The organism is Paenibacillus sp. G2S3, assembly GCF_030123105.1.
Classification (GTDB): domain Bacteria; phylum Bacillota; class Bacilli; order Paenibacillales; family Paenibacillaceae; genus Paenibacillus_AQ.
Genome location: NZ_CP126095.1, coordinates 3,849,530 through 3,868,789 on the forward strand (window position 1 = coordinate 3,849,530; position 19,260 = coordinate 3,868,789).

The following is a 19,260-nucleotide window of genomic DNA, read 5'->3' on the forward strand; positions in this document are numbered from 1 at the left end:
CGTATCTTTAAATGTACCAAACCTTAACTTCTAAAATCAACAACTGGACATAGAAAGATTAGGATTATGTATAGTGTGAAACTTAAAGGGGCGGATCTGCATCCGCCCCCTAAACTGAGTGTGGGTTATCCGCATGTGGTCGGAGGCGCTTCGGTGCCGGCTTCCACATTTATTTTTTCAGAAACAGTATCTCTAATCACGGAAATCACAAGCTGGAGTAAATAATTGATGTCACTCTGGCTCTGCTGGAATTCGTTAACGACTGGAATGCCGTCAATTTCATCCTGCAGCACTTCAATTTCACGCTCGATCTTAGCTACCATGTCTTTATTTTTAAAGCTTTCGAAGGCAACAATCTCCTTCTGCTTTTTCTTAATCGTTGCAATCAGGCCTTGTACCCGCTCGTGGTTCAGGATTTTTTGCTCAGCCTGCTGAAAATGTTTTACTTCTTCACTTGTCGAGATCAATGTAGCTAGTTCTTTAGCTTTGCCCATGATATCCTCGCGTACGATCAAGTCACGGGTATTATAAGTCTTCATTCCATATTTATTCAAACGTTGTTCTTCTGTACTCACAAGCCATCTCCCCATTCGTATGTGATGATTAATGAACAGCTGCGGCTTCTGCCACAATATCCCCTTTGATGTACCATGTTTTGGTATCTGTAATTCTCACTTTTACAAATGTGCCAATAAGCTCTTTCGGACCTTCAAAATGGACCAGCTTGTTCGCACGGGAACGGCCAGAAAGGACTTCCGAGTTGTTTTTACTCTCCCCTTCTACCAGCACCTCAACGACTTCACCTAGCATACGGTCATTAATGATCCGACTGTTCTCTTTAATGAGATCATTGAGTCTTTGCAGACGCTCGCTCTTCACCGACATAGGTACATTATCCTCCATAGCAGCTGCAGGGGTACCTTCACGAGGTGAATAAATGAACGTATATGCCATATCATACCCAACCTCGCGCACTAGCGAAAGAGTATCTTCGAATTGGTCATCGGTTTCTCCAGGGAATCCGACGATAATATCGGTACTTAATACCGCATTAGGCACACTTATCTTGATCTTGCGAACTAACTCCAGATAAGCTTCACGAGTATATTTGCGACTCATTTTCTTAAGTACGGCAGTGCTTCCCGATTGAACCGGTAGATGGATATGCTCCACCAGGTTGCCGCCTTTGCCGAGTACTTCAATCAATTTATCGTCAAAATCACGTGGATGCGATGTCATAAAGCGAATGCGCGGAATATCAATTAAACGCATGTCATCCATCAAATCACCGAAGGTGTAATCAATGTCTGTAAAATCCTTACCGTATGCGTTTACGTTCTGCCCCAGCAAAGTCACTTCCTTGAACCCTTGACGCGCAAGCTCTCTTACTTCAGCAATGACGTCCTCCGGACGGCGACTACGTTCTTTCCCCCGTGTAAACGGTACGATACAGTACGTACAGAACTTATCACAGCCATACATAATGTTTACCCAAGCCCGCATACCTTCGCGTTTCTTCGGTAAATTCTCAATAATATCGCCTTCCTTGGACCATACCTCAACCACTAGCTCTTTACTGAATACAGCTTCTTTAATGAGGTGTGGCAGACGGTGAATATTATGCGTACCAAAGATCATATCCACGAATCCATGCTTTGACATAATTCGATTAACTACGCCTTCCTCCTGCGACATGCAACCACACACGCCCAGCAAAAGACCTGGCTTCTCAATCTTCAAGTTCTTAAGATGACCAAGCTCTCCAAACACTTTGTCCTCAGCGTTCTCACGAATCGCGCAAGTATTCAGCAAAATGATATCCGCATCATTCCGGTCAGCGACGCTGCTGTAGCCCATCTGTTCCAACAGGCCCTTCATCGTTTCCGTATCATGCTCATTCATTTGGCAGCCATATGTCGTTATATGATAATATTTACCCACTCCGAAATTCTGCATCTCTTCAGGAATCTCGAAATCATAATGCACTTCTATTTCTTCCTTGCCACGCTGTTTTCCTTCTTTATAATCAGGCTGGCTATTTATCTGCACATTTCTTCCTTTAATCCGGTAAGTAATCTTACCTTCTTCTTCACTAATTACCTTCGCATCGCTAAAATCAAAATATTTCGAATAATCTTTCGAACCCTTGCCGGATTTTAAGTCCGGTGAGTTATGGTTCCCCTTAGTCATGCTGTTTTCACGTCCTCTATCTAAAATGTAGCTTATCGATGTTTTAACCTAATATAAAATTATAGCACATTCTATAACATTACATCCATCTTAGATGTCAATCCCAATATGCGCTGATTTAGGTTTATCAAGCAAAAACTTAACTTTCATATATTTATGAAAAATCAGGTCTATTTTACCACAGCGTGAGAGCAGAACATACTCTAAAAGAAAATTTTAATAGGTCAGGATAATAGCTCTTCTATAGACTTCCATAAAAAAATACCCTGCCGCCGAGCGACAGGGCCAAATTATATTGTATAAAGGGGGGTATGATATTTATATACGCCACAAAAACTGTAATGAAACACAGTGCTTGTCTGAATAACACTTTTTATGAAACTTGTAACAGGACGACTCCTGTTATATCCCTTTTGTACCAAGCTTCTTTGCTAATTCAGTGAGATCGTGTCCTTTTAGTGCACCTTCTACTAACTGTGGCAGCAGTGCAGGTGTACACGCAAAACAGGGTGTTCCATCGCGAGTCAAAGATCTCGCCACATGCTCATCATAGAAAGGCTTGCCTTCATCCGATAAAGCCAGCAAGCACATCGTTCTAACTCCAGATTCCTTCAGATGACGCATACGACGGATTAAGCCTGCCTGGTTCCCACCTTCATAAAGATCCGAAATAACGATAAATAATGTCTTCTTCGGTTGATCAATAAACTGTTCGCAATAAGCAACAGACTTTTGTATATCTGTACCGCCGCCTAGCTGAATCCCGAATAACATGTCAACAGGATCGTTCGCACATTGCTCTGTCAGATCAACGACCTCTGTATCAAATACAACCACTCGGGTACTTAGCGATGGGATGCTTGCAAAGATAGAACCAACTACTGAAGCCCAAATAATCGATTCTGCCATAGAACCACTCTGATCGATGTCCACAATGACTGTCCATTCCTTACTGCGTCTTGCCCGATCATAAAAGTAGAATCTCTCAGGGATAATCTGTTGTCGCTCTGCATCATAATGCTTCAGATTGCGTTTTATCGTCCGTGTCCAGTCTATACCACTTAGTGACGGTAATGGAGAATGCTCTCTGCGATTCAGTGCACCCGTCACTGCCCGACGCAGATCTTCCTCCATACGCTTTACAAGATCATCCACAACCGCCTTCACTAACAGGCGAGCCGTATCTTTTGTCTTCTCAGGAATCTTCCCTTTTAGTGAGAGTAGTGTACCTACTAGCTGTATATCAGGCTTCACTGTTGCCAGAGCTTCCGGCTCAAACAATAATTGCTTCCAGCCCTTCCGCTCCATCGCATCATGTTGAATAACCGATACGATATCCTCTGGGAAGAAATTGCGAACATCTCCTAACCATTTTGCCAACCGGGGTGCAGATTTACCTGATCCCGCTCCTCTTTGTCCCGTGGCTGAAGAGTTAGCAGCACCACTATTTACGATATCACTCGTCTCATCATAGATAGCAGCCAGTGCTTGGTCCATGATGAGTTCATCTTCAGACAAGTGAATACTTGTGTTTCCGCTAGAAACCGTCAATTGCTCTTCTGCAGACTGACCAAGAATAAGGCGCCACCGAGCTACAACACTTGATTCCACTGATGTACTCATCGTCATATATCTCCAAAGTCAAATTCATTCAATTCCTCAATCATCTTCGCTTCGGCCTCCTTCAGCTCACCCGTCAGAATCTCAGCAGCCTGCTCGGTGTTCACACCCCACAATTCACCTAGAAGTTCGGCTATCATCGTCTTTTCTCTTGGTTCAAAGGTGCTGAAAGCACGCCGTAGGAACACTAACGCACGTACAAATTGTTCATCATCTAATGAATTAATATACTCATTCAATTGCTCCCACAGACTTAAACGAGACAACAGTACATATCGATTACGCATAGACATCCCTTCAAACCAGCCTGCTCCAAGATCTGCGGGTATACCTGGTGACAGGCGCCTCGATACTTCTTCTGAACATTGCTGTGCAGTCATCGCATTACGCTCTAACAAAATGGAACACGCCACTCCAGACAAGCGCGGGTTGCAGTCATCCCTCTCCGATAAATGCTTCAGCTCTTGTATCCACAACAGCTCATCTACTTCCTCACTATGCGCAATAGCTGCCTGATTCAGTGTGTTCATAGCTTTAAGCATCTCACCTGAAGCCTCATCGTTACATTGGCTCGCATCCAGCAAGAATAGACAGGCTCGTCTGAACAGTTGTTCCAGCAAAGGAATGAGCGGCTTGGTATCGATCCGGCGAACATCGCCAAACTGAATCAGAAGGGATAACTCATGAATGGAAGCAGCAATCTGCACCACATCTCGAGTATCAACAGCTAGACGCTGAAGCGTCTGCCGTCCTGCTTCCATCTGGTGTATCATTCCACACTCATAAGCCGTTCGAATAAGTGCTGATGCTTCCGCAATTGTACTGCTGCCATCTAATTTTTGTTGCAATACATAAGCTGAAGCAATCTCAATCGTTTCCCCAAGTAGCGTAGATTCAACGACCTGGATCTCAACTTCAGGAGACCACCTCATTACCCAATGCTCTGCCCACGTTGCGCTAGTCTGACCACTTGCTCTTATGTTCACTAGATCGATCCCAAGTAATCTGAGCCTATGAAAAAGAAAGGAACGATTTAAGTCTAAATAAGCCGCTTCCTCAGAAGACACTCTTCGATTCTCTCGGAGATCTAGTTCAAGATCATTTGCTACTGGGGTTTTATATTTCTCAAGCTTCAAGCGCTTTAATTGCCGATTTAGATCATCTTGAATCGGCGTCTGACTGATCCCTTCTGCCAGCTCACCAATAGCAGTACCGATATCTGTACGAGCAAGCGCTTCAGCGATCACACTAAGCTCTCCACGCCCTAGTAAGGTCAGCGCAGCATCTCTTAGATCTCTTAACGTCGGAGCACTTCCACCGTGAAGGGCAGCTAATGATTCGGCTAAGCGCACGGCTTCGATAATTTCTGCTGTAGAACGGTGTGTTCCGGTATTACGTAAATATCTGGCTACTGTAGACAGATAATGATTCGGCAAGTCTTCAAGTGAGCCATTCATCATACGTTCCCACATCATTTGATAATAATGAGGAGCGAGGTTACCTGCTCCATAGCCAGACAAAGAAGATAACTTATAGTACGTGTAGGGCATAAGTGTTAGCTTCGTATTTAGAGAAGGAAGAGCATCTATTTCCTCATCCGACATACCAGACGCCAGATCAGCAAGCCCCGCTGCATGGTATGCTCCACATACAACAACGATCTTATTTGGCTGATGGCCAGCAGCGATTGTATCCTGAATCTGACGACGCATATAAGCTTCACGTATCGTATTGTGTGCATATTCAATTACGTTGTTATGTCTCTCATTTTCTTCAGAAATCTGCCGCATTTGGGATGAGAAAGAAATAATCGCTTCCTGATATGCACCCTTGTTAGTGTTGTGTTCGAAATTGCGCTCCCAATACATATCATAATCAAGCTCACCAGCCAGCTCAGCTACTCTATCATATAGAGATGCTTCTTCAGGAGCCTTCTCTTCTGTATTGTTAACTTCAGATTCCTCGCTCTGTTCAGCAGAATCTCTATTTTTGGTTCGTATATCCTGTAACGCGATGACCACTGATGAAGGTAAATCTATAAACGCTGTATAAGCTCCTTGCTGCTCCGCCCATCTCATTGCTTGATATTCGGGGGAATATAGCGCAAGCGGCCATAGGGCTGTACGCACAGGAACGTCCTCCGTAAAAGCTAGAATGGCAATAGGAGGTTTGGTTGTCATGTTAATGACATGGCGAATCTCAGGTGTGGCATCCGATGGACCCTCAATTAACACAGCTGTGGGCTCTATTTCATGAAGGAAGCTCAATAGATGCTGCGCACCACCAGGAGACAAATGCCGCACCCCAAAAATATGCACGCCAGCTCCAGTAGTTTCGCTCTCCACTAGTTCATCTCCTTACAAGCCGTATATAACCCCCGCCAATCTGCGCCGCGTTTCTTCATAATATTGTCGAGATACTCTCTCCAGACAAGTTGATCCTTATCATCATCTTTCACAATGGCACCTTGCAGCCCTGCGGCCAGATCTTCGTCCGTCAGTTCTCCATTACCGAAGCTTGCGGCCAGCGCCATACTATTCGTTAAGAGCGAGATCGCTTCAGCTGTGGAAATCACACCTGCTGGAGACTTCACCTTCTCCTTCTTATCCAATGTCATCCCGCTACGCAACTCACGGAAGATGGTCACGACCTTATGTAAAGCTTCGTCTGCAGGGAGCGCCGCTTGCAAATCGTAGGAAGAGGCAATTTCACGAACTCGTTTCTTCACAATCTCAACTTCAGTATACAAATCCGCAGGGGCTGGAAGGACGATAATATTAAACCGTCTCTTCAAGGCAGTTGACATGTCATTTACACCACGGTCTCTCGTATTAGCTGTTGCAATGATCGAGAAGCCTTTACGTGCACTCATCTCCTTACCTAGCTCAGGAACGGATATCGTCTTCTCCGATAAGATGGAGATCAACGCATCCTGTACCTCAGATGCACAACGAGATATCTCCTCAAAACGTGCAATGCCCCCATCCTCCATCGCTCGCATGATAGGGCTCTTCACTAACGCTTCCGGCGTAGGGCCTTGTGCAAGCAGCATTGCATAGTTCCACGAATAGCGGACCTGCTCTTCACTCGTACCCGCAGTACCTTGTACGACAAGTCCTGATTGTCCATATATGGCAGCTGATAAATTCTCAGATAACCATGACTTTGCTGTACCCGGCTCACCGATTAATAGCAGTGCACGATCAGTTACTAGCGTGGCTATCGCCATCTCTATTAAACGTTTGTTACCAATGTACTTAGGTGTAATCTCGGTACTCCCTGCTTTACCGCCAACGATAAACTTCAGTACAGATTGGGGCGACATCTGCCACCCTGCTGGAATCTTACCAGTGCCTGCTTTTCGAAGCGCTTCCAGCTCGTGCTGATACAATCTTTCTGCTGGAAGTCTCATAATATCTTGTAATAGTTCTTGACTCATCGTTAGTTACACCTCTTCTATTGGGTTTGATGATCCTTGCATGAGGCGAATAACATACTCAAGTTGATCTTCTGCAACCTCACTGAATCGAGGGAGAACAGTTATTATTCGACTCGCAGAACTTGTTGGAAGCTGACTAAGTTGCTCAAACGTATACGGTTCAATTAAACGACATTCTTTATTTCTGTCATCTTCCAAAGTCACTAGGAGAGCTTCTTGCAGGCGTTGTTTACTTATCCCTGTACGTGCTAAGCCCATCAAGAGAATATTGGCAAACCTATGGCGAAATTCAGGATTATCGGTCAATTTACGAAGCAAATACTGCATTGCTGCGGCATGTCCCGGCCTTGCAAAGGCACTTACCAGTTCGTATTGATCCAGCTCTATAAAAGCATCAAGCCAGCGTGAATCCCATTGAATTGCCAGTACCTCAGGCGGCAGCATTTCTACCTTAAACATATATTGAATCTGGTCTACAGGTGAATTCCAAACTGCATCATAAGTTCCATGATATCGTTGAACTACAACTTCAGATATGGTGCGTAGCAGTTGCTGCGCCATTGAAGAAGCATGGCTAGTTGAAGATGGCGCATAATGTTTTAGAATTTCAATATATTGTTCATACACACGCTCTGGTGATAAGTAGAGATACGCGTCTTTAAAAACATCATTCACATATCTTCTATTGTTTCTATAGTAGACAAGATCCTGCTCAAGTGTTTGTTGTAATACGCGCTTGGCTTCCGGAGAATCTATCTGTCTAAAATAAGAGTTTGCTTCCTCGATCAATGAATTCCACTTTAGCTGATTCATATATAATGGATACTGCTCGAGAACATTTAAATATAGTTTTTCTAGTTCAGGACTGCGTTTGTAAGATAAAACCCGAAGATACTGGACTACCTTAATCCATAATCCGTCTATTTTCTTCGTATCGCCCATAATCTCCGAGACAGTTTGAAGCATATCTGAGAGCTCTTCAACAAGTCGTTGTGTGAGCTCATGGGCTTGACACTGTCTCATTGCAGGTACTACAAGCTCACTGTCTTTACCAGTAAATGCCTGATGCAGCCGATTCACCGCATTTGCTGAGTCGCTCTTAGCCAGCGCATTATAGGCAGCTTCGCGAATCTTTTTCTTCTTATCTGTACTCCAAGCCAGTAATTCAACTTCATATTGTCCCTGACCTGCGAGCAGAGAAATAGCCATAGCCCGAACATCTTCCGATCCTGAATCTGCAGCTTGATAGATCAGATCCTGAACGCTTTCACCACCTAATACCGCGATCACGTACAACTTTCTCGTTTCCACTATTCCTCCAGCAGGATCAAATTGATCGATGAGGATCGGAATAATCTGAGAGCCATAAGCTGGCAGTATCTGCTTCATCACAAGCTCGGCGATCTCAACATATGGATCTTGGAGGGCTGCTAAAGCGGGATGAATCATTCGAAGATCTTGGAACAATCCTGCCTCAAAAGCTTCCTTGATAATCTCATAACGTCCTCCCCCACGAGTCTTTAATGCCGTCTGTACCGCTGACAGCTTACGATATGAGAACTGAGTAGGCAATCTCACCGGATGTACTTTCACCTCACGCAGTTCGCCATCAGGCGAAGTTACTCCCTGTGTATATAGCACCGAGCTAAGCAGCATACTCAGCTCCTGTAGGCTCTGAGCAGATGAAGATCCCTCGGAATGATCCGGTTCAATGACCGCAACGATTCCTTCACCTAATCTTTTGAATATTGGAGCACGTTCACCTAACTGTTGAAACTGTGGCAATAGCCGCTTTAAGCGGAAATCCTCAGCAGCGAGCTCACTTCCAGCTATATACAGCCGGTTTACTTCTTGATGAAGCTCTTGTAGTAATGCTGTACTCATGGATATTCCTCCCAAAGTTTATATGAAACTTAAACTTTCTTATCAATTTAATATAAGAGACGGATCAAATCCATCCCTTTGATAAGGGTTAACGGTTGTGCTTTCAATCGTCCAGTATCTAGTTGATGTTCAAACATAAGCAGCATCGTCGTATCTGATAATTCTTCGAGTGCAAAGTATTGTAACAGCGGGAGTGTATCCTGCTCGAGTGCTACTATTTGGTCTAACACCAAATGCTGGCCCGAATCGTCTGTAATGACGAACTGATCTTGCTGAGACTTGCTAATCTTATTAACATGCAGCAACATCACAGGATTCTTGTCTGCTAGCGGATTCTTTAACTGATTTTTGATCTGCTTGAAGCTGTCGGAATAAGAATGAACTGCCTTAGAGACAATCCACTCTACATCCTGATTAGTCAGAGGTCGTGTTGACATATTCTCGAAACGAACCCTCCGGTTCCAATCACCTGGATAACGATATAAGGAAGGAATGAGTGCGACATCCGTGAAGCTATCTTCTTCATGAATATACTTAGCTGCTTTATAAGGGCGATATTGGAGCGTACGATGTATATCACCTGTAGATTTTTCTATCCAGTAGCCGAGGTCTACATATTCTTGTCTAGCTTCATCATCATAGCTGAGGAATGAAAGCTGGATCAGCTCTACATCTGAGCTCATCAGACCGCATTCCTTAAGCTCCGTTAGCTGCCAAGCATGACCAAGCCATTCTTCAATCGTAGATTCATGATTCAAAGACATATCCGGATCTTCCAGCTTCATTGTTAGATGAGCGCGCCCTTTCTTAATGAACGCATGAATTCGGGTTAGCTGCTCTACTGCTAATGAATAAGTTTTCTCACGATTGTCTGAAGAAGAGAGCAATAAAGCTAATCGTCTTAATTCAATTTGTGCACCAGTTAAATAATAATTGCCCATCATCTTCACGTGCACCTGAATATCCTTTACACCTTTGGCGTCTATTGTTCCAAGTCCTGCACGTATAAGCGATTGGGTCAATTTCTCCAGTACAGCCAAGCCCTCCAGTTGAGCTCCAATCTTTTTCTTAAGTGCGGACTTGTTCACTTTCTTAGGCTTAGCATTAGCCCCTTCCGCAGCAAGCTCAGACTTTCGTTCTTCACGCTTACTTATCTTCTCTCGTTTAACAGAAAGATCTTCAGGAATCGTTGCAGATACGAAAGTCTCCTTGCCTACATAGGCATATAGCAATCCGAGGACATGCTTGCAAGGAATCTGCCTACTCGGACAAGTACAACGCATCACCGGTTTGTCAGAAACAACAAAATCAGCAGAAGGATAATAGTTGCTGCTACCGCTACCACCGCATTCACCAAACAGAACCACGCCGTCTTCCGAATGATTCAATTGGACGAATCGTTTCTTCTTAACTAGTCCTTGCCCGTTCTTAATTGCTGCACTGTTCGGTGCTAGAGTATCTATGAAGACTTCTGTGATATCTATCAACCCATATCCTCCCTACCTATTATGCTTTTTAATATCTATGATAATATTAGCCCTTAATGAAAATTATTCTAAAAATAGAACTGTCCATAACCCACTTTTCTATTCCTTTAGTATAGAGTCTTTGTCGATTCAGCCGTGAATGGAATGATCTTGTCTATAGCTCCACTTTGAACTTTGGCAGGCCAAGCTGGATCGCTAATTAATGCTCTGCCAACAGCAACCAAATCAAATTCCTCACGGTCCATTCTTTCTAATAATTCATTAATGTTATCTTCTGTCTTCTGAGCTGAGTCTTCTGCAAAAAAGTCACTGTGAAGACCGATGGAACCCACCGTAATACATGGTTTCCCCGTGATTTCCTTGGTCCACCCTGCGAGATTAAGCTCAGATCCCTCAAATTCAGGTTGGCTAAAGCGACGAGTGGAGCAGTGGAAAATATCAACGCCAGCATCGCTAAGTGGAGTAAGGAATCTTTCGAGCTCATCTGCATTTTTTGCCAGCTTCTCATCATAGGCACCCAATTTCCATTGAGAGAAACGTAGCACGATCGGAAAATCTGGCCCAACCGCTTTACGGCACGCTTCAATAACCTCTACTGCAAATGTAGTTCTACCAACCAAATCGCCACCGTAACGATCGGTACGTTTGTTCGTTCCTTCCCAGAAAAACTGGTCAATCAGATAACCATGTGCACCATGAATCTCGATACCATCAAAACCCACTTTTTTCGCGTTCGCTGCCGCTTGAGCAAATGCAGAGACTAAGCTTTCAACTTCAGCTGTAGTCAGTGGCTCTGTCACAGGTTCTCCTGCTAAATTCAGACCAGAAGGACCAATAGGAAGGGCTTCAACATTAGGACCTTCCCCTATAGTTCGCGCCATTCCCACATGCCATAATTGAGGTATGATCTTACCTCCAGCTGCGTGAACTTCTTCTACTACCTGCTTCCAGCCCTCTAAAGCTGCTTCTTCATGTATATTGGGAATATTGGCGTGGCTGACTGCCGAAGGATGATTAATAGCTGTACCCTCGGTAACGATCAATCCTACTCCACCTTCTGCCCGTCTACGGTAATATGCGGCAACATTACTTCCTGGTACACCATCTGGTGAGTACACCCGAGTCATCGGCGCCATGACGATTCGGTTTGACAGTGAAAGATTCCCCACTTGAAAAGGTGAAAATAATAGCTCTGTATTCATACATATTACCTCCAATTGATTATTTGATTACTTTAAGTAAGGCTAATTATCTACCCAGAAGATGGAAAATGCAAATTTTTAAGATCTTTATTTTTGTATAATCTAATGACTTTGTTCTGATATAACAGCAACTTAGCTTCAAATTTATCTCGATGATTTTCAAAATCCTGTGTCCATTGATACATCCTTTTTAACATCATAATATCGGATTTATAATGACATTTTTCAATTCCCGTTTTCTGCTTAAGGAATCGAACGAAAATTCTGATTTTACGCTTCCACAATGGTGTATCAAGAAAAATTATTGTATCTGCCATTTCATATAGACATTGATAGGATTCCCGATCCGTTCCTTCAAAAATCCAAGTTCCATCCTGATCAATCTCCATAATCACCCCAATCTGTTCTTCTGGTGAGCGCTTTATTCTTCCTTCCGGTGTCTGATGATGAACGATAGAATCCAATTCATACCAAGGGATATTTAATTTATTTGATAATCGCTTTGCCAATGTGGTTTTACCACTAGCTACAATTCCAATGATAAAAACTTTTTTCATATGATCTCCTTAATAATCCACGCGAGAATTTAATTTGTACTATTAAAGTAAATCTACTAAATTGTGCTAATAAGTTCAATGAATGATTTTTAGGAAAAATCATAAAAACCGGACCTCGCAAAATCTGCGAAGGCCCGGTTTTTATCCACATTATGAACTTCTTAAACCTCAAGAATACCAGCTTTAGGCGTTACTCCGAATGCTATAGCTAAATCCCACAGCTGCTGATCCGTGATCTTTTGCTTCATTTCTCTTCCACCAATCAGATTGTAGATCGTAGCAGCCTTTTCAACAGTCTCTACTAGACCAAAGGTGGCATCCATAGTGGAGCCAGTGCCAAAAATCCCGTGCTGCGGCCAGATTACTAAGCGGTGATCCTTCATTTTCTTAGCCGTTTCACGGCCGATTTCACTGCTGCCAGGAACAATCCATGGAATGACACTAACGCCATCCGGGAAAACAACAAGGCACTCCGTGCACATTTCCCAAAGCGTCTTCGTAAACTTCAATTCATCTAAATCATGTGTGAAGGTCATCGCGATAACATTCGTAGCATGTGTATGCAGCACGATACGGTGCGTTGGGTCCACCTTCAGTCGTTCAATATGGCTCATGAAATGGGAAGCCAATTCACTAGTAGGCACAGCACCGTTCCGCAATCCCCATAGCACTTCTACGCTTTCACCATTGGCACTAACACGAAGCACGCCGAGATTAGCTTCTGGGTCTTTGATCACATTTCTGAAATACTTGCCAGAGCCTGTCACGATGAAGTATTTGCCGGCTAATTCTTTTACAGGAAAGGTAAGTTTAATAGTGCGTAGTGGCTCTAGAACGTTAATATATTTAGCAACCTCATTCTCATCCAACAGATAGCTGACATTACCGCCATTCAGCTCATCCCAGCCAAGCTCCCACATATGACGGGTAATCTCCGCCATTTCCTGAATAAATGGAGCTTCACTGCTGGCAATATACCCTTTGGATTCTAATACGGATGTACTCATTGTCAATCTCTCCTTTGTATATGTTGCTCTCCACATCCACTCTAGCGCTCTATCTCACAGACAGAACCTCCTGTTCATAACGCTTCACTTCAGCCAGCCATTGCTCCCGAACGGGTGTATCTTGTGATGCACAATAGTAATCCCACACGGCTCCAAACGGATACGATTTGAATTCTTCCACCAACGCTAGTCGTGAAGTGTAATCTCCAGACAGCTCGATTCGTTTCAGTTCTTCCACCGGCTCCAGCATTGCGCGTAGTAACGCCTTAATGGTATTGCGAGTACCAATCACCCAAGCAGCGATATGATTAATACTGCCATCAAAGAAATCGAGTCCGATATTCGTACGGGAGAGTAAATCTCCTCGCACCAACTCACGGGCGATTTCTAGCAACTCGTCATCCATAGTCACAACGTGGTCACTGTCCCAACGGACGGGTCTACTTACATGCAGCAGCAGCTGCTCACTAAACATAAGAATCGAAGATAACTTATTCGAGATCATCTCAGTAGGATGGAAATGTCCGGCATCCAAACAGATGGCTTTGCCGCGAGTTAAACCATAGCCCATATAGAACTCATGTGAACCAACCACATAACTCTCAGAGCCGATTCCGAACAATTTACTTTCTAAAGCATCAATATTATAAAGAGGATCTATTTCCACACTAAAAATCTCATCCAGCGACTCCTTTAACCACACTCTTGGAGCTAAACGATCGACTGGTGTATCTTTGTATCCGTCTGGCACCCAAAAGTTAGTTACGCAAGGCTGATCCAGCTCCTTACCAAAATGCTCGGCAATCGTGCGAGAAGCCTTACAGTGCTTAATCCAAAAGTTACGAATCTCCTCATTCGAGTGACTAAGTGTAAAACCGTCTGCTGCTTTCGGATGCGAGAAGCAAGTAGGATTAAAATCAAGACCCAGCCCCTGCTCCTTCGCCCAGTCCACCCAAGATTGGAAATGGCGTGGCTCCAATTCATCTAAATCAACTTTTTCATCTGTATCTGCATAGATCGCATGTAAATTTACTTTGTGCTTACCTGGAATAAGAGATAATGCCTTTTCTAAATCTTGACGCAGTTGATCTGGTGTGCCAGCTCGGCCGGGATAACTACCCGTTACCGCTATTCCCCCGCTTAGTTCTTTATCCTTAAAAAGAAACCCTTGTACATCATCGCCCTGCCAGCAATGGATAGAAATCTTAATTTGCGCGAGCCGCTTCAGCACGTTCTCCACATCAATACCATGGGCTGCATATAGTTTTTTGGCTTCGTTATAGCTAGCGATAATACTCTGATCCATGCTGTAGTTCCTCCTAAAATCATATAGCGTATGTTTGATTAGATATGTTGCTTTACTTTGGACGACTGAAGATCTTTCCACCGACTTAGAATGTCTTCAAAATGAGCTGTCGGGCGTGGTGTATACGACTTAATCTCAAAAGACTGACCGATAATTTCTCTTGCTTCATTAATATTAATAATGCTTCCCGTGCTAATCATCTGCACCACTATATTACCAAGTGCTGTGGATTCCGTTGGGCCAGCCGTAACTTCTCTGCCTATAACATCAGCAGTCAGTTGGCATAACAGGCTGTTGTTAGCGCCTCCCCCCACAATCTGCAGAACCTCGATTCGGAATTCTATCAGCTCTTCTAGTTCTTCCAAGTAAGTTAGGTAAGATAACGCTAAGCTATCAAAAATGCAGCGGGCCAACTTGCCCGGTGTCTCGGGAACAGGCTGCCCGCTCTCTGCGCAGGCACGACGAATTTCTTCTATCATATTTACAGGATTGAGAAATCTCGGGTCATTACAAGAGATCAGGCTTCGGAAACCTTCCTCTCCATCTGCAAGCTCGGCTAGCTCCGCAAAGCTATATCGTTCGTTCATCAACCTGCGAACCTCTTGGATGAGCCATAGGCCCATAATATTTTTGAGGAATCTGTAGGTTCCGTATGCGCCCCACTCATTGGTATAGTTGGCCTCCATGGCTTTCATAGAATTAAGAGGCTGAGTTCGTTCCACACCGAGTAAAGACCATGTTCCGCTGCTAATATACGCTGAGTTCTTTTGGAGAGGAGCACCCAGCACTGCAGAAGCTGTATCATGTGTGGCTACACAGATCAGTTGGCAATCCGGAAGATCATATTCCTGAATTAGTGCTTCATCGAGGGGGCCAATAATTACTCCCGGTTCAGTCAATGTAGCGAACTGCTCTCTTTTAATATCCAGAAAATCCAACAGGTCATGGTCGAAATCTCGACTCTCTAGATTCAATAGCTGAGTAGAAGATGCGTTAGTAACCTCATTGATTTTGCGACCCGTTAATCTGTAATACAGATAATCAGGCACGAGTAAGATTTGATCCGCTTTGGCTATTTCTTCTTCACTGTGAACATAAAGCTGATACAACGTATTAAAAGATAACTGTTGAATACCAGTCTTTTCATATATGGTTTGAGGTGAAATGTGCTTAGCTACCTCATCCATAGCCAGATCGGTTCTACGATCACGATAAGCGTAAACTTCCTGGATACGATGCCCTTCCGCATCCACGAGTACATAATCTACAGCCCATGTATCTATACCCAGCGTACAAGCTTTAATCCCTTGAGCCTTGGCTTTCTGAAGCCCTATAATGATCTGATCGAATAAATAATCTATGTCCCAAAAACAAGAATCCTCTTGTGCTATAAAACGATTGCTAAACCGATGAAGCTCCTCTAAAATGAGGACGCCCTCTCGCAATATTCCGCGTACTAACCGCCCACTAGAGGCTCCAATATCAACGGCGATATGATTATTCATAAAGAATCTCCTAAAGTAAGGGATGATTTATAGTATTTTTTTGAAAAGAGTAATGACTTCTTCCTTCGTTGGAATAAAAGGGTTACCCGGCGCACAAGCATCCTTCATGGAGTTCTCCGCTAAAAGATCAAGATCGACCTTATCTACTCCAAGCTCGGATAGTTTAGATGGAATGCCTACTTCTTTAGACAACGCCTTGATAGACTCGATTACGAAGTCTGCACACTGCTTATCGGTTTGATCCTCCACGTTTAACCCAATTGCTTTAGCTATAGCTCTGAATTTCTCGGGTACGTATTTGGCATTCTCTTCTTCCACATAAGGAAGCAGCATAGCGTTACAAACGCCATGTGGCAGATCATATACACCGCCAAGCTGATGCGCCATCGCATGTACATATCCAAGCCCTGCATTATTGAAAGCCAATCCGCCTAGGAAAATCGCATACACCATTTGCTCACGCGCCTCAATGTCATGGCCATTCTTCACGGTACGAGCCAAGTTTGCGAAAATAAGCTCCACAGCTGCAAGCGCGGTAGCATCAGTTACCGGATAAGCTCCAGGCGTCACCAGTGCCTCAATCGCATGGGTCAAAGCATCCATTCCTGTTGCTGCCGTAAGCGCAGATGGTTTATCTACCATAAGCTCTGGATCGTTAACCGAGATGGTAGCAATGCTGTTCTTATCCACCATCACCATCTTCACTTTACGTTCTTCGTCTGTGATTACATAGTTAATGGTGACTTCAGCTGAAGTGCCTGCGGTGGTATTCACAGCAACGATCGGCAGCGATTTATGCCTCGACTTGTGTACGCCCTCATATTCTTTGATATGTCCGCCATTCGTAGCAATGATACCCATGGCTTTAGCTGTATCCTGTGGCGAACCACCGCCGATGGAGATCAGATAGTCACAATTCTGTGATTTGAGATAATCCACGCCATCATGAACATTTTTACAGGTTGGATTGGGCTTCACTTCATCATAAATGGCATGTTCAATACCCGCTTCATCCAAGACTGTCAGCAATTTACCGGCTATGCCGCTCTTCATAAGGAACTTGTCTGTGACTACTAGAGCCTTCTTTAAATTCAGTACTTGAATATAAGGACCAATTTCCTGCAAGCATCCCTTGCCCATAATATTGATCGAAGGAACGTAAAACACATGTGTACTCATTTCTTGACCAGCCTCCTAATGAGTTCAATAATCGTTGTATTCCGTCTGCAGCGCCTCAGGCTGGCCTCTGAATAGCAGCTGAGCCGGCTTTGGCATCTCACTAACTCGACTAACTCTAAGGGATTTATTTCCTCCTTCATCGTATGCTCCGAAATCTTTGTTGTCAACATTTTAAATATTATTTATGTTGTTTTTGTTTGTTTTACATCTGTTTTGTGAATATTTTTGGCAAATACAGATGTATATACGTTGTTTTTATTGCAAAACACAGATATTTAGCGCTATGATTGTAAAATATAGCTTCGGAAAGGTGATTCCTATGCTTGCAGCCGAAAGACGCAAAAAAATAATAGATCTCGTCCATCAAGATAAACGAGTACTAGTCTCCGATTTGAGCCGGATGTTTGAGGTCACTGAAGAGACGATACGCAGAGATTTGGAAAAGCTTGAGAAGGATGGCATCCTTAGTCGTACCTATGGCGGTGCTATGTTGAATCGTCATACGAATGAGGATCTGCCTTTTGTTACACGTAATGCCTTGAATACAGATATTAAACGGGGAATCGCCTTGAAGGCGCTCGATTTAATCAATGATGGAGATACATTAATGGTAGATCCAAGCTCTACAGCCTTTGAGTTTCTAAAATTGCTCGGCAACAAAAACAATCTAACCATCATCACAAACTCCATTAATATTTTGCATGAGTTCTCGAATTCAGGGATGGAGATCATCTCTACTGGCGGTTCACTTCGTTACCGATCGTTGTCGCTGGTGGGACCGGTAGCCCATGACACCATTCAAAGATACAATGTGGACACTGCGGTAATCAGTTGTAAAGGAATGGATATGGAACGAGGTATCACAGATTCCAACGAACCTGAGTGTGAACTCAAGAAGTACATGCTACGGCAAGCCAATAAGGTCGTGCTTCTGGCGGATCACACCAAATTCGATAAGACTGCTTTTACAAAGCTGGTTGAGCTTGGCCATATTAATTTCTTGATCACGGACCGTAAACCTTCTGAAGCTTGGCTAAAACGTCTGAACGAGGAAAATATTGAAGTTCTTTATTAACAGAGGGTATGAACATACTATGCTGAATTTAAAAAATGCCGTTCCCCAGTGAGCTATGGGTGACGGCATTTGTTGTATTTTTCATCCTCATCTTTCCGTAGAAACCTGCGAAATTGATATTACATCTAAGGAAGAATGAATAGGATCTGCCTGCTTTACTTGTGTAGAAGCCTTCTTCCTACAAATATAAACAAGCGCTGGCGGGAAATTTAACAGCACCCATTTAGCACTCACCATATCAAAATGCTGCATTAATTCCTTCTTCATTTGAGGAAAATATTCAAAAGTGATGAACCACCCGCCCTCTTTTAAAGAAGATATGATTTGTTCAATGTAAAGCGTCCGATCTGAGGCTGAGAAATTCCTAAAAGACAAGCTGCTCACGATGCAGTCTAACTTCTCCAACCTTCTATTATGAAGCGCAAGCCGTAGCCGCAAACAATCGTTATAAAAAATACGGTGAGGGAAATTAAGTCTTAGTTGATGACGAAAATCAGGATCCTTCTCAAACAGAAGCACAGTCATCCTGGTCTCTTCCCCGCTTGGAATAAATCTTGTGATGGCTCCAGTACCCGCACCCAGTTCAGCTATATTATGCATTTGTGGCCACGGAATGATATCGAGCATCGTTTTTGCCAGCCAGCGCGAACTGGGAGTCACGCTTCCTAACTGTCGGGGCGCATGCAGAAATTTATACAGAAAATGAATTCTTTCTCGAATTCCACTTCGCATGTCAACTCCCCCTTATCGTAATTTCCCCATCTAACTCTAAAATATGTTAAAAAGATTAAAGTCGTACTCGATCTATT

At 43.7% G+C, this 19,260-nt stretch carries 15 protein-coding genes; 1 reads left to right on the forward strand and 14 read right to left on the reverse strand.

The features are described 5' to 3' along the window. Positions 1 to 125 precede the first annotated feature (125 nt). The 13 genes from QNH28_RS16835 to QNH28_RS16895 all read right to left on the reverse strand — a co-directional run bounded on the left by QNH28_RS16835 (position 126) and on the right by QNH28_RS16895 (position 17,376). Complete coding sequence (locus QNH28_RS16835) at positions 126 to 590, reverse strand: YlbF/YmcA family competence regulator (protein WP_445667671.1); 465 nt, start codon at positions 588 to 590, stop codon at positions 126 to 128. Between the two features lie 13 nt (positions 591 to 603). Then, a complete protein-coding gene (gene miaB / locus QNH28_RS16840; protein ID WP_283907702.1) occupies positions 604 to 2,190 on the reverse strand; it encodes a tRNA (N6-isopentenyl adenosine(37)-C2)-methylthiotransferase MiaB in 1,587 nt (528 codons plus the stop codon). A 402-nt stretch (positions 2,191 to 2,592) separates the two neighbouring features. After that, positions 2,593 to 3,813, reverse strand: a complete 1,221-nt coding sequence (locus QNH28_RS16845) for a VWA domain-containing protein (protein WP_283907703.1) — start codon at positions 3,811 to 3,813, stop codon at positions 2,593 to 2,595. 2 nt (positions 3,814 to 3,815) lie between these two features. Further along, on the reverse strand, positions 3,816 to 6,155 hold the full coding sequence (locus QNH28_RS16850) for a DUF5682 family protein (RefSeq protein ID WP_283907704.1): 2,340 nt from the start codon (positions 6,153 to 6,155) through the stop codon (positions 3,816 to 3,818). Further along, positions 6,155 to 7,249 carry an ATP-binding protein gene (locus QNH28_RS16855; protein ID WP_283907705.1) on the reverse strand — a complete coding sequence of 365 codons (1,095 nt, stop codon included), beginning with the start codon at positions 7,247 to 7,249 and terminating at the stop codon, positions 6,155 to 6,157. Before QNH28_RS16855 ends, QNH28_RS16850 begins: the two co-directional genes overlap by 1 nt. Positions 7,250 to 7,255: 6 nt before the next feature. Beyond that, the gene (locus tag QNH28_RS16860; RefSeq protein ID WP_283907706.1) at positions 7,256 to 9,133 is read right to left on the reverse strand and encodes a HEAT repeat domain-containing protein; all 1,878 of its coding nucleotides are present in this window, start codon (positions 9,131 to 9,133) and stop codon (positions 7,256 to 7,258) included. Between the two features lie 47 nt (positions 9,134 to 9,180). After that, a complete protein-coding gene (locus QNH28_RS16865) occupies positions 9,181 to 10,620 on the reverse strand; it encodes an SWIM zinc finger family protein (RefSeq protein WP_283907707.1) in 1,440 nt (479 codons plus the stop codon). A gap of 107 nt (positions 10,621 to 10,727) precedes the next feature. Further along, positions 10,728 to 11,822 (reverse strand): NADH:flavin oxidoreductase, encoded by a 1,095-nt coding sequence (locus tag QNH28_RS16870; RefSeq protein ID WP_283907708.1) that lies wholly within the window; start codon positions 11,820 to 11,822, stop codon positions 10,728 to 10,730. A 50-nt stretch (positions 11,823 to 11,872) separates the two neighbouring features. Beyond that, on the reverse strand, positions 11,873 to 12,379 hold the full coding sequence (locus QNH28_RS16875) for a P-loop NTPase family protein (protein ID WP_283907709.1): 507 nt from the start codon (positions 12,377 to 12,379) through the stop codon (positions 11,873 to 11,875). Positions 12,380 to 12,540: 161 nt separating this feature from the next. Beyond that, on the reverse strand, positions 12,541 to 13,386 hold the full coding sequence (gene rhaD / locus QNH28_RS16880) for a rhamnulose-1-phosphate aldolase (protein WP_283907710.1): 846 nt from the start codon (positions 13,384 to 13,386) through the stop codon (positions 12,541 to 12,543). Positions 13,387 to 13,435: 49 nt separating this feature from the next. Then, a complete protein-coding gene (gene rhaA / locus QNH28_RS16885) occupies positions 13,436 to 14,692 on the reverse strand; it encodes an L-rhamnose isomerase (protein ID WP_283907711.1) in 1,257 nt (418 codons plus the stop codon). A gap of 38 nt (positions 14,693 to 14,730) precedes the next feature. Continuing rightward, complete coding sequence (gene rhaB, locus QNH28_RS16890; RefSeq protein WP_283907712.1) at positions 14,731 to 16,197, reverse strand: rhamnulokinase; 1,467 nt, start codon at positions 16,195 to 16,197, stop codon at positions 14,731 to 14,733. 27 nt (positions 16,198 to 16,224) lie between these two features. After that, positions 16,225 to 17,376, reverse strand: a complete 1,152-nt coding sequence (locus QNH28_RS16895) for an iron-containing alcohol dehydrogenase (protein ID WP_283907713.1) — start codon at positions 17,374 to 17,376, stop codon at positions 16,225 to 16,227. Between the two features lie 319 nt (positions 17,377 to 17,695). Between QNH28_RS16895 and QNH28_RS16900 the strand changes: the two genes are divergently transcribed. Next, entirely contained in the window at positions 17,696 to 18,451 is a 756-nt protein-coding gene (locus QNH28_RS16900; RefSeq protein ID WP_283912184.1) for a DeoR/GlpR family DNA-binding transcription regulator, read from the forward strand. Between the two features lie 87 nt (positions 18,452 to 18,538). Here QNH28_RS16900 and QNH28_RS16905 read toward each other — a convergent pair whose 3' ends face one another. Next, complete coding sequence (locus QNH28_RS16905; protein WP_283907714.1) at positions 18,539 to 19,183, reverse strand: class I SAM-dependent methyltransferase; 645 nt, start codon at positions 19,181 to 19,183, stop codon at positions 18,539 to 18,541. Positions 19,184 to 19,260: the final 77 nt, after the last annotated feature.